The following is a 13059-nucleotide window of genomic DNA, read 5'->3' as shown; positions in this document are numbered from 1 at the left end:
CAAGATACTTTTATTAAATATTGAAATAAGTATTTGTAAAAGATTTTTTGATAAGAGATTATTAGTAGATGTTAAGTAGATATTAATATGTTTAATCCACTAGAAAAACTAGAGACTAAATATTATTATTGCATGCATGAAAGGGAAGTTAAGGCTTTTTTATTAGCATCTAATAATTAATGTACTAGCATTATATTTAATAGAAAAAGATATTAGTGCTAAAAATTTATAATACTGTTTACTAAATTTCACTAGATACTTTTATCAAATATTAAGATAAGTAATTATTTTTAATATTATGATATTTTAAGAAGGAATAACTATGGAAGATATTTTAAGCACATTAAAAGTATTAAAATTTCAATAAATAAGTAATATTAAATACTATGAATTGGAGTGAAGATAATGAAAGTTTTATTGATTAACCCGGCTTTTTATGATAAGTCGGAATTTAAAAACAGGTATAGTGATTATTTAGATTGGGTAAAAGGTGGTAATTTGTATATAGCACCATTTGAGCCACCACTAGGATTAGCATATCTTACAGCATATCTAAAAAAGCAGGGGGAAAGTGTAGAATTAATTGATATGCAAGGCTTAATGATGGACAGTGTTGAGTTAGTTAAAAGAATAGAAGATTCGAAAGCAGATCTCATAGGTATTACTTCTATGACAACAACTTTTCCAGCTGCTATTAAAGTTGCCGGCATAGTAAGGGAAAAGTCTCCGAAATCCAAGATTATATTGGGCGGTGTTCATCCAACTATTGACCCGGAGGGGGTATTAGCACACCATGAGGTGGATTTTGTTATCCGTGGTGAAGGTGAAGAAGCAATATATGGATTAGTTAAAGCACTTAAAGGTGAAGGAACTTTTGAGGAAGTAGATGGTTTGTGCTATAGAGATGGAGAAAATTATATTATCAAAGAAAAAGCCGTTATTGAGGATACAAATAGTATACCAATGCCTGATTATGATGCTTTCCCTGTAGAACAATATATAAAGCATAATCAATATCTTAGGGGGATGAGAGGAATTTCAGTGCTTATTTCAAGAGGGTGTCCTTTTGACTGTACGTTTTGCGCTGTTCACCAGACAATGGGGAGGAAATGGAGAGTTAAATCACCAGAATTGCTAGTGAATGATATTATAACGTTGAAAAATAAATATAATTTGGATGGAATATGGTTTAAAGATAGTATTTTCAATATGAATAAAAAATGGATAGCAGAATTTTGCAATTTAATGATAGAAAAGAAAGTAAATATTGCGTGGCAAATAAATACGAGAATAGATTTAGTTGATGAAGAACAAATAAAATTAATGAAAAAAGCAGGATTAACTCAGATAGATTTTGGAGTAGAGAGTGGATCGAATCGTACTTTAGAAAGATTGCATAAACATATAAATGTTGATGAAATTAAAGAAAAAATAGATATAGCACATAAATATGTTAAAGTTTTTGGATTTTTTATGATAGGTGTGCCAGGAGAAAAGGAGGAAGATGTGCTTAAAACTTTTGAACTTGCAAAAGAGTTGAATCTAGACACAAGTTCATGGAGTATTTACAGTCCACTTCCAGGATCAACTCTTTATGATGAATTAGTTAAAGAAGGGAAAGTCAAAAAGGTAAATTTCGAATTTGAAGAAATTCATTTTACGAAAGCATATGAAGGAATTTGTGAAATTCCACCTAAGAGGTTAAAGGAATTGTATAAAGAAATAAATGAATATTTCTATAAAAAATCAAAACAAGCTGTTAATTAAATATGTGCTTAAAAAATTAAAATATAATATATTGTTGTTTTAAATATTAAATGTAAAACAACATAATAAAAATCAGGAGGAATTTTTATGTCAAAAAATTTATTTACATCGGAATCAGTCACAGAAGGACATCCAGATAAAATATGCGACCAAATATCAGATGCCGTATTGGATGCTATATTTGAAAAGGATCCTAATGGTAGAGTTGCATGTGAAGTGTCAACAACAACAGGACTTGTATTAGTTTCAGGAGAAATATCAACAACAGCGAATATTGATATATCTAAAGTAGTAAGAAAAACAATTTTAGATATAGGATATGATAATTCGGATTATGGATTGAATGGTAAAAACTGTGCGGTAATCACAGCCATAGATGAGCAATCATCAGACATAGCATTAGGTGTTAATGAATCATTAGAATCAAAAAAAGGCGAATTAAATGAAGAACAAATTGAATCAATTGGAGCAGGAGATCAGGGATTAATGTTTGGATATGCTACAGATGAAACACCTGAATTGTTACCACTTCCAATTTCATTGGCCCATAAATTAGCAAGAAGACTATCAGAGGTTAGAAAAAAAGGAATAATACCTTATTTAAGACCAGATGGAAAGACACAAGTAACAGTGGAGTATGATGATGAAAAAGCAATAAGAATAGATACAATAGTAATATCAACACAGCATGATCCAGAAGCTACTATAGAGCAAATAGAGAAAGACCTAAAAGAATATGTAATAAAGGAAGTAGTACCAGCAGAATTATTGGATAATGAAACAAAGTACTTTATAAATCCAACTGGACGATTTGTTATAGGTGGACCAGAAGGAGATGCTGGACTTACAGGAAGAAAAATAATAGTAGATACTTATGGTGGATATGCACGTCACGGCGGTGGGGCATTTTCAGGAAAAGATCCAACAAAAGTTGATAGAAGTGCAGCTTATGCAGCAAGGTATATTGCAAAAAATTTAGTAGCAGCAGGAATAGCAAAAAGAGTAGAAGTACAATTAGCATATGCAATAGGAGTAGCAAGGCCGGTTTCTATTTCTGTAAATACTTTTGGAACAGGCATAATTGATAACGAAAAAATAGTTGAATTAATTAGAAATAATTTTGATTTGAGACCAGCAGGAATTATTAAGGAGTTAGACCTTAGAAGACCTATTTATAAGCAAACTGCAGCATATGGACATTTTGGAAGAAATGATATTGATATTCCTTGGGAAAAGACAGATAAGGCAGAAATTCTTAAAAAACAGGCTTTAGTAGTTTCAGTAACCTCAATATAAAATAAAAGAAAGGAGCTAAGACAATGCCAATAACAGATGTACGTAATAATGAACTGCAATTTAAAGATATTGTTGAAAAATATCCTCAGATTCCAAGATTTTTAATTTTAAAAATAGATGTTCAGCGTAGAGGCGTATATTATACGCAAAATGCATTAAATAAAATAGATCCGAATATATATCAATTAATAGGTTCTAATGTATTCTTTGCATCATTGGGAGCAAGAGATCCAAAAATAAAATCTGTTCCGGAATCATTAATCTTAAAAGACGGGACAACAATAATAACTGATCCAACTCCGTTAGAACAAAATCCTTATGTTGTAGATTATAGAGATGGGAAATTTGTATTAGTAGATAAGGATGAGATAGTAGAAGAAGTTGAATTTTGGGAAAAACCGGACTATTATGGTAAATTTACAAGCAGTGGAGTTCCAATGGATTCAATAGTGTTTGCAAGACCACAAAGATTAAATATTACTCCGACATCATACTGCCATTTTTGGAAAAATGACAATGGGTGCAAATATTGTGATTTAGTACCACATCTCAGAGAAGATGGAGTAATAAAGAAGAAATTAAGTGCGCAGGATGCATATGAAACTGTGAGAGAGGCAATAAAACAAAAGGGAAGATTTGCAAATATATGTATGACCATGGGCTCCGATGTGAATGGTAAAACTCCTTTTGATGCAGAAGTTGAATATTATATAGAGATTTTACAGGCGATAGGGAAAAATTTCCAAGGAAGAAGATTTCCAAGCCAGGTAATAACTACTGCACTAAACGAGGATCAGCTTGCAAGATTATATAATGAAACAGGCTTATCAAGCTATACTTCTGATATTGAAGTATTAAATGAAGATTTATTTAAGTGGATTTGTCCTGGAAAAGAAGAATGGGTTGGTTATAAAGAATGGAAGAGACGTCTCGTAGCAGCAGTTGATATATTTGGTAAAGGTAATGTTAATTCTGGTATTGTTGGTGGAGTAGAACTGGCAAAGCCAAGGGGATTTAAGACAGAAGAAGAAGGTCTAAAGCATACATTGGAAGAAGCAGAGGATTTAATAAGCAAGGGTGTTTCAATTGTTTATATTGTATGGGTTCCAAGACCTCTCTCCTTCTTTAAAGACCAGAAGAATGCCTCTTTAGAGTATTATGTTAAGCTAACAATAGGGCTCAATGCTTTAAGAGAAAAATATAGTTTAACAATAGATTTTGACGATTACCGTAGATGCGGAAATCATCCTAATTCTGATTTGTTAAGAGTATTATAAGGAGTGAGATTTAGATGGCAAGTATTTATGATATAAAGCATATTATTAATGATCCCAAAACGGTGAAAGTAGTTGGAACAGTGGGAATTGACGGAGTACCACACACGGTAGTAAAGCAAAGTATTCACGTTAATGACGAAGGTAATATTGAGTACGTAGAGTTATTTGAATCTTCAAAAAGTTATAGAAATATAACTGGAAGTCTTTGGTATAATAAAAAGGTTTCTATTTTGGTATACAATGGAAATAATGAAAGCTATGAAATAGTTGGTGAACCAACGAAAATACTTGTTGCAGGAAGAGAATATGAAAAGGTGTATACAAAAACCCTGGAAGAAAAAGGTTTTGATATAGCGGCTGTAATAACTATAGTTCCAAATTCTATAGAGGATCAATCTCCTAAAGAAAAATTTGCAGAGCAAGAGAAAACAAGAATATTTTTTACACATTTAGATAGATTGAGTAAAGATAATAATATATAATTTTGCTGCAATAGTAAATAGTTAATTGCTAAAAGATTAGAGGGCTAAAGTAAAACTTCACATATCTATGAATTATTAAAAAATCAGAGAAATATTGACTAGTTATTTAGTGTATGATATCGTAAAAATTAAATAAAAATATTTATATTTTATAGCGTATATGTAGTTTACATGCTTTTATTAAAAATTAAAAAAACTTATCGGTTTCTAATAAAATAATACTCTAATAATAAAGCTGAAAATTATATATGATTTATAAAATAACTATTTTTTATATACTTTTATTAAAAAATACAAGAAGGTATGACTGTGATAAATAATTCTGATGTGCTGAAAAACTTAAGTTTTGAAGAAAAAGGGATAATAAATCTTCTGCAAAAGAATGAATATATGACTAGAAATGATATTTCCATTAAAACAAATATTAAATTAAGCAGGCTAAATTATATAATGCAGCCATTGGAAAAAAGCAGAGTAATTATCCAAGGAAAAATAGGGGAATCTTCAGGTGGAAGAAAACCGATTTTATATACTGTAAATTTAGATGATTTTTATATTATTGGTGTGGATATATCCATAATGTATACACAAATAGTTATTACCAATTTGAAAATGGAAATACTTTTTGAAGAATTATTTCATATGGATAATACTTGTACTCCGGAAAAAACTGTAAATAGAATAACAGAAATAATTGAGAAAGCATATGTAAATTTGAAATTGTATCGTTTTAAACTTTTAGGTATAGGTGTAGGATCAGTTGGTCCTTTGAATGTAGAAAATGGAATTATTAAAAATCCACCTAATTTTTATGCGCCTAATTGGCTAAATGTACCATTAAAATCCATGCTAGAAGAAAGATTAAAAACTACAGTTATTGTTGAAAATGGTGCAAATGCCGGAGTTGTTGCAGAATCTTTGTTCGGTATTGGAAAAGGACTTAAAAATGTTACCTATTTCAATTGTGGTGTTGGAATAAGAACAGGTACAATTTCATCAAGAAACCTCATCAGAGCAATCAATGATGAGGAAGAGGGCTTTGGACATATGGTTATTGATATTAATGGAGAGCAATGCAAATGTGGGAATTTTGGTTGTATTGAATGCTATTCATCTATTAACGCTATAATAAAGAAATTTTCCAATGAAATTAAAAAAGGTAGACATACTATAATAAATAAGAGTATAGATGATATTAATTATAAAGATATTTGTATGGCATCAGAACAAAATGATGAATTATCTAAAGAAATAATTAGAAATGCTGCATTAATTTTAGGAGCAGGTCTGGCAAATTATATCAAGTTATTGACAACAGATTTAGTTATATTAAGTGGGCCTTTAATGATTCAATCGAAATTATTTTATGATATATGTGTTGAAAGTGCACTTAGAAGGTTGCATCCAGACAAAAAGAAAAGAGTTATTTTTAATAGATGTGGTTATTTCAAAGATACTGCAATGTCAGTAGGTGCTGCAGCTATGGTTGTTGAAAAGTATTTATCTTAGATTTGGAAATTAAAGCTATAAAAAGACTTAAAGAAGTGTTTCTTATATTTAAATTAATATTGAAGAATTTTTCCACATACAGTTGACTAGATAAACTAGAGACTAAGTTTTACTTTAACATAAGTAAACTTAGTCTCTTTTTATTTCTAAACATATAATGTGAAATTCAGCAAGCAAATCTGTAATCATTAATATTCCTTTGAATTTTGCAATGACTGTTTTCAAAATAGTGTAAAGGAGGAATAAATATAGCGGTAAATTGAGTATAGAAAATTAACATTAATAAAGAAAAGTATCAAAATAGAAGAGCATCTTTCAGTACATAGACGGGCTAATTAGATATGATAGTGAAGAAAAAATAAAAATTAAGGAGTTGGAAAGTGATGAAAAAAAATAAAATAATATCTATAATGTTGGCTAGTTTAATATTAACTTTTGGATTAGTTGGATGCAATAGTTCCACTAGTGGTAGTAACGCTGGTGCAAACTCAAATTCTACTTCTGGAGTATCAACGCATGAATTAAGAATTGCAACTCAGCCATCACCTTTTGCTGCATCAGTTTTTGTTGCAAAAGAAAAAGGATTTCTTGCTGATGAATTAAAAAAATACAATGTTAAGGTGACATGGACATCTTTTGCAGCAGGGCCTCCAATGAATGAAGCATTTGCAGCAGGGCAGGAAGATATAGGCGTTATGGGTGATGTGCCAACTATTTTAGCTAAAGCATCAGGGCAAAAAACTATAATTATTGCAGGCGCATCATATGGTGAAAAGACTTTGGCATTGGTAGTAAAGCCAAATTCAAGTATAAAGGATGGCAAGGATCTTAAAGGTAAAAAGGTAGCATTTGTAAAAGGATCTTATGGACATCACTTACTTGGCTTAATTCTTTCAAAAGCTGGATTAAGTTTTAATGATATACAATCGGTGAATCTTCCAGTAGCGGATATTAGTAGTGCTGTGGCAGCAGGACAGGTAGATGCCGGAGTTGTTTGGGAACCAAGTCTAACTAAGGGCGTAGATAATAAGCAGACAAAAATTTTAATAGATGGTACTGGAATAAAAAGAAATAACGTATTTTATACAGCTTCCGAAGCTTTTGCAAAGAGTAATCCTAAGATAATTGAAGCTTACATTAAGGCATTAAATAAGGCCTCAGATTATATTAAATCAAATCCAAAGGAAGCTGCAGCAGCAATACAACCTGATATAAAGTTACCTGTAGACGAATTGACCAAGTTACTTCCTAAATACAATTTTACACCGGTAATTGAGGATGAAGATATAAAGGAATTAAAGGATGTAGAAAAGTTCTGCAGAGATCAAAATCTTAGTAAAGCAAGTGTAAATGTAGATCAATTTGTAGATACAGAATACTTAAAGAATAGTGGTTTGATTAAATAATTTAGCACTGGGGGTATTGATATGAGCAGAGGTCAAAATTCAATTAATGTTTCAAAGTATCAATTATTTTCGTGGAATAAAAAAAATGCTAGAATTGGTCAGAATTCAATTAATATTTTAAAGTATCTTAGTTTACCAGTTTTTATAGTAGTTTTCTGGGAAATTGCTTCATTAAAAGGATGGGTTACTCCATACACTATGCCATCACCTTATAAGATAGTTTCAACATTAGTGGCATCCGTAAAGGATTTTAGTTTGTTTACGAATATAGGTGCAAGTTTTGTGCGAGTTTTTGGTGGTTTTGCAATTGCTGCAATTGCTGCAATAATTATTGGAATATTTACTGCACTTTCTAAGAATTTTGAAATATTCACCAGATTGGTTATTCAAATTCTAAAACCTATACCACCTATTGCATGGATACCAATTTCCATACTTTGGTTTGGGATTGGAGAAACATCGAAACTATTTATTATTTTTATGGGGGCATTTTTCCCCATATTTATAAATGTGGTTTATGGAATAAAGCAAATTGATAATAGATATGTAGAGGTTTCAAAAGTGTTTGAAATTCCAAATGTGAAATTTATAAGGAAGATAGTAATCCCGGGAGCTCTACCATCAATAATGTCTGGTTTAAGAATAGGTTTAGGAAATGCATGGATATGCGTTGTTGCAGCTGAAATGATTGCGGCTACAAAAGGAATTGGATATATGCTTATGGATGGAAGGCAGCTTTCCCAACCTGATGAAGTAATACTAGCTATGTTGTTGGTTGGAGTTATTGGAAAAATAATGGATGATATTTTAGGAAAGATAGAACACAGAATGTTGTACTGGTAATTATTAAACTATTATTTTGATTTATGTACAGCATAAATCTGGTATTTAAAAATAGGTTAGAGGTGATTTGTTATGTCGGAAATATTGAAGATTAAGGGACTAAACAAAATTTTCCAAGAAAAAAATAAAAAATTAAAGGTGCTTAATGATATAAATTTAATAATTGAGGAGGGAGAATTTATATCAATACTGGGAAGTAGTGGATGTGGGAAAAGCACACTTTTAAGGATAATTGCAGGACTTGATACAAACTATAAAGGTAATGTACTTTTGGATGGTGAGCAGATAAAAAAACCATCTATAGATAAAGGTATAGTATTTCAAGATCACAGGTTATTTCCATGGCTTACCATAGAAGAAAATATTGGATTCGGGATTCCCGATAAACAGAAAAATAAAGATGAATTAGTACAAGAACACATTGAACTTGTGGGATTAAAAGGTTTTGCGAAATCTCTTCCAAGCCAACTTTCAGGAGGTATGGCACAACGTGCTTCAATTGCAAGAGCATTGGTAAATAAGCCTAAAATACTTTTACTTGATGAACCCTTTGGAGCATTGGATGCAATGACACGTATTAACATGCAGGAAGAAATTTTAAGAATATGGAAAAGGGAAAAAGTAACAATAATTCTTGTTACTCATGATATTGAAGAAGCTGCGTATTTAGGAGACAGGGTAGTTGTGCTGTCCAGCCGTCCGGGAAAGATAAAATCAATATATAAAATGGATATTGCCAGGCCAAGGGATAGAGTTAGTAACGATTTTTTAAGTGAAAAAAGAAAAATATATCTTGAATTTTTTAATCAAGTTGAAGCTCCATTTGCATATTCAATATAATGACCTAAGAATATAATTAAATAATTATATTAATATACGTAATTTATGCTAAAATAAAAGGCAAAGCTATGAATATGGAATACAAATTATTGTACAAAATTATCATGAATTAAAATAATGTATTTAAGTAATATAAAATTTAATATAAAAAGGCATTAAGGAATGCGGTTTAAATCCGCAACAGCCGCCGCTACTGTGAGTACTGATGAGGGGTATATTATCACTCGGATTTTTTTCTGGGGAAGAGTATCATTAAGATGAAGTACAAGTCAGGATATTTAGTGCTTTTTGTGAAGTTTCCACCTTCGGAGGGAAGGTAAAGGAATTATGAATTTGCTATACTTATATTGTATATAGAATTTTAAACTTTGCTGAACTCATGTTCAGTATTTTTTTTAGGAGGAAAGATGAATGTCAATTTAAAAAGTATACATGTATTTTCATCAATACTGACAAATATTGTTTTATTTATCTTAATCATAGGTTCTGATAATCCTTTAATTTTGTCAGGTACATTAGTGATTATGATGTATATATTTATAAGTAGTAAAAGCTTAAATACCCTTAAAAGGGGTATTATATATTTTATACCTTTTGCCATAATAACAATTATTATCAATCTTATTTTCATAAATCAGGGAAGCAAGGTGATTTTTATCATTTTCAATAGAATATTTACACTTGAAGCATTAGTATATTCTCTTACACTTTCCTTTAAACTTTTACTTGTAATTTTATTATTTATAATGCTTCAATTAATGATTGATTCTGATAAGGCAGTTTCATTTTTTTCTAGGCTTATACCTAAAACTACACTTACAATGATGATTTCGCTTAAGCTTTTTCCTCTCATGCAGAAGAGAATGAAAATTTTGAAGGATATATATAGTATAAGAGGAATTGATTTTGAAACCAAAGGATTAAAAAATATATTGAGAAACCTTAAGCCGCTTTTTTCTGTAATACTTGAAGATTCTTTAGAAAGTTCTTTTGATATTGGAGAAGCAGCTTATATTAGAGGATTTTTAAGTACCAGAAGGACAAATTATGACAGTGAATGCTTAAAAAAATCAGACTATCTGATTTCAATTTCAGTGTTCTCTATTTTGCTTATATTCATAGTCTTTAAAATCTTAGGTATGGACAATTTTAATGCATATTACGAAATTAATTTAATTAATATATTGAATATTTCAAGTTCTATGGTTTTTGTATTACTTGTGCTGCTAACTGTTGAATTCCATTTTATCTTAAAGAGATATGGTGAGGATAACTAAATAGTATTTTATGCAGTATATTCTACAGGAGAGTTAAAAGGAGAGTTAAGATGTGTTACATTAAGGTGCAAAATCTGACTTATTACTATCCCAGAGAAAAAAAGAAAACTTTAGATAATATAGACTTTACCATAAATAAGGGAGATTTTATATTAATTGCTGGAGAATCAGGATCTGGGAAGTCAACCCTTGCAAGATGTCTGTCAGGTGCAATACCTGATTTCTATGGAGGAACTATAGGCGGGGAAATATACATAAATAAGAAACATATAAAAGATATTAAACATATGGATAGAGCTAAGGAAATAACTATGGTATTTCAGGATCCAGAAAGACAGCTGATTATGAATATGGTGCATAGGGAAATTGCCTTTGGTCTTGAAAATGTTGGAATAGACAAGGATAAGATAAAGAGAAGAGTTTTTGAAGCAATGCAGTATTCGAATTTATTAGAGTTTGCCTATAGAGATATAACCACCCTTTCTGGTGGAGAAAAGCAAAAGGTTGCCATTACTTCGGCACTCAGTTATATGCCAAACTGTATTATTTTAGATGAACCAACCTCCCAACTTGATCCATCTACTGCTTATGAAGTGTATGGGCTTATTAAAAGAATAAATGAGGAGCTTGGAATAACAATTATAGTTATTGAGCAGAGAATTGATAAATGGTTTGATGCTGTGGATAAGATTATGGTTATGAAAAGTGGAAAGAAAGTGTTTCTTGGAACAAAAGAAGAATTCTACAATGAAAGATCCACAGAACTTGAAGAATTTTTACCAACTTATCTTAAATTGGCAAGGTTTTTAAACTTTGGTAGAAGACCTGACAGCATAAAGGAAATGAGAAAAAATATTGGGAATTTCCAATTTAATAAGCCAATACTAAAGGAAGCTGAAGCTAGAGAAACGATTATTAAAGTAAAGAATGTAACATGTAAATATGGTGAAGCTCAGGCAGTTAAAGATTTCAGCTTTTCTGTAAACTATAAAAATTTCCTGGCTATATTAGGGTCAAATGGAGCAGGAAAGAGTACTTTAATGAAAGCCATAATGGGACTCAATAAGTATAGTGGAAGTATAAAAATTTTTGAAAGGGAAGTGTCAAAAACCAAGCTTACTGAACTTTCAAAAACTGTAGGGTATGTATCTCAAAATCCAAGCGACTATTTGACTAAGGATACGGTTTATGAAGAAGTAAAATTTACTTTGGATAATCATAATATTAATAATTATGCTGCCATAGATCAGGTGCTTAAAACTCTTGAAATTTATGAGCTTAAAGATAAAAATCCTAGGGATCTAAGTGCGGGCCAGAGGCAGAGAGTGGCATTAGCCTCAATTTTAGTGCTAAGGCCTAAAATACTAATGCTGGATGAGCCCACAAGAGGTTTGGATACAAAGGTAAAGAAGATGCTGGGTGAAACTCTTAGACTTTTAAATGAAGCAGGTACTACCATACTTTTAATAACACATGATGTAGATTTTGTTGCAGAATACTGCAATAAATTCCTGCTGATGTTTAATGGGGAAAAGGTTTCAATTGGAAATAAAAGTGATGTTTTATCCAATGGTATATTTTATACAACTACTATAAATAAACTTATTAGAAACAATGAAAAGAATATATTCACTTTAAAGGAAGCAATGAAGATGTTTCAAGAGGAGAGGCCATGAAGAAAATAGTTGCAGCATTTACAGCATTCATATTTGTAATATTGGGTTTATTAACTTTTAAATATAAAGGTGATTTTTCATCGATTATAACCCTGGGAGTATTTTCTATTTTGATTTTAAGTTATTTTTATTTTGAGAAAAGTAAATTGGCAACTAAAGAAATTGCTCCCATTGCAACTCTCAGTACAATTGGAGCACTAGGAAGGGTCGCTTTTGCTCCATTCCCCAACATAAAGCCGACTACATTTATTGTTGCTATTTCAGGTTTGATTTTTGGACCCTATGAAGGATTTTTAATTGGAAGTACATCAGCATTTATTTCAAATATATTTTTAGGGCAAGGACCGTGGACAATTTGGCAGATGTTTTCCTGGGGATTGGTGGGGTTTATTTCAGGTGTAATTGGAAAGAAAAATAAGAATATTTCTGCAGAAGGTTTTTCAGTTATATGTTTTATCTTTGCATTTATGTTTGATTGGATCATGAATTTATGGTATGTAATAGGATTTATTAAACCACTTGCACTAAAAAGTATTTTTATTGCCTATCTATCTGGGTTGACCTTTGATCTTGCACATGCCGCCAGTAGTTTTGTATTTTGTATAATATTCTTTCAACAATTTTATAGAGTCTTAGATAGATTTAAAAAAAGACTTGAAATTACATATATTAAGAATGAATTATAG

Annotated in this window: 11 protein-coding genes and 1 riboswitch; all 11 genes read left to right on the top strand. The window is 30.8% G+C overall.

Annotated elements, in window-relative coordinates:
• Nucleotides 1-405: 405 nt before the first annotated feature.
• The 11 genes from CLOPA_RS17600 (at nt 406) to CLOPA_RS17550 (ending at nt 13059) form a co-directional block, all read left to right on the top strand.
• The gene (locus tag CLOPA_RS17600; RefSeq protein ID WP_015616786.1) at nt 406-1767 is read left to right on the top strand and encodes a B12-binding domain-containing radical SAM protein; all 1362 of its coding nucleotides are present in this window, start codon (nt 406-408) and stop codon (nt 1765-1767) included.
• Between the two features lie 87 nt (nt 1768-1854).
• Nucleotides 1855-3063 carry a methionine adenosyltransferase gene (gene metK / locus CLOPA_RS17595; RefSeq protein WP_015616785.1) on the top strand — a complete coding sequence of 403 codons (1209 nt, stop codon included), beginning with the start codon at nt 1855-1857 and terminating at the stop codon, nt 3061-3063.
• Between the two features lie 23 nt (nt 3064-3086).
• Nucleotides 3087-4340, top strand: coding sequence for a radical SAM protein (locus tag CLOPA_RS17590; RefSeq protein WP_015616784.1), 1254 nt, complete (start codon nt 3087-3089; stop codon nt 4338-4340).
• Nucleotides 4341-4354: 14 nt separating this feature from the next.
• A complete protein-coding gene (locus CLOPA_RS17585) occupies nt 4355-4822 on the top strand; it encodes a pyridoxamine 5'-phosphate oxidase family protein (RefSeq protein WP_015616783.1) in 468 nt (155 codons plus the stop codon).
• A gap of 303 nt (nt 4823-5125) precedes the next feature.
• Entirely contained in the window at nt 5126-6331 is a 1206-nt protein-coding gene (locus CLOPA_RS17580; protein WP_242834219.1) for an ROK family transcriptional regulator, read from the top strand.
• A 383-nt stretch (nt 6332-6714) separates the two neighbouring features.
• On the top strand, nt 6715-7737 hold the full coding sequence (locus CLOPA_RS17575) for an aliphatic sulfonate ABC transporter substrate-binding protein (RefSeq protein ID WP_015616781.1): 1023 nt from the start codon (nt 6715-6717) through the stop codon (nt 7735-7737).
• A gap of 21 nt (nt 7738-7758) precedes the next feature.
• Complete coding sequence (locus CLOPA_RS17570; RefSeq protein ID WP_015616780.1) at nt 7759-8580, top strand: ABC transporter permease; 822 nt, start codon at nt 7759-7761, stop codon at nt 8578-8580.
• Between the two features lie 72 nt (nt 8581-8652).
• Nucleotides 8653-9420 (top strand): ABC transporter ATP-binding protein, encoded by a 768-nt coding sequence (locus tag CLOPA_RS17565; RefSeq protein WP_015616779.1) that lies wholly within the window; start codon nt 8653-8655, stop codon nt 9418-9420.
• A gap of 123 nt (nt 9421-9543) precedes the next feature.
• A riboswitch (cobalamin riboswitch) is annotated at nt 9544-9720 on the top strand.
• A 107-nt stretch (nt 9721-9827) separates the two neighbouring features.
• Nucleotides 9828-10697 carry an energy-coupling factor transporter transmembrane component T gene (locus CLOPA_RS17560; protein WP_015616778.1) on the top strand — a complete coding sequence of 290 codons (870 nt, stop codon included), beginning with the start codon at nt 9828-9830 and terminating at the stop codon, nt 10695-10697.
• A gap of 50 nt (nt 10698-10747) precedes the next feature.
• The gene (locus CLOPA_RS17555; protein ID WP_015616777.1) at nt 10748-12373 is read left to right on the top strand and encodes an ABC transporter ATP-binding protein; all 1626 of its coding nucleotides are present in this window, start codon (nt 10748-10750) and stop codon (nt 12371-12373) included.
• Nucleotides 12370-13059: an ECF transporter S component gene (locus CLOPA_RS17550; protein ID WP_015616776.1), complete on the top strand. Its 690-nt coding sequence runs from the start codon at nt 12370-12372 to the stop codon at nt 13057-13059. The genes CLOPA_RS17555 and CLOPA_RS17550 overlap by 4 nt, the downstream gene beginning before the upstream one ends.

Origin of the sequence: Clostridium pasteurianum BC1 (assembly GCF_000389635.1) — a bacterium.
Taxonomy (GTDB): Bacteria; Bacillota; Clostridia; order Clostridiales; family Clostridiaceae; genus Clostridium_I; species Clostridium_I pasteurianum_A.
The sequence above is the reverse complement of the archived record's forward strand: the minus strand, read 5'-3'. Positions and strand labels throughout refer to the sequence as shown.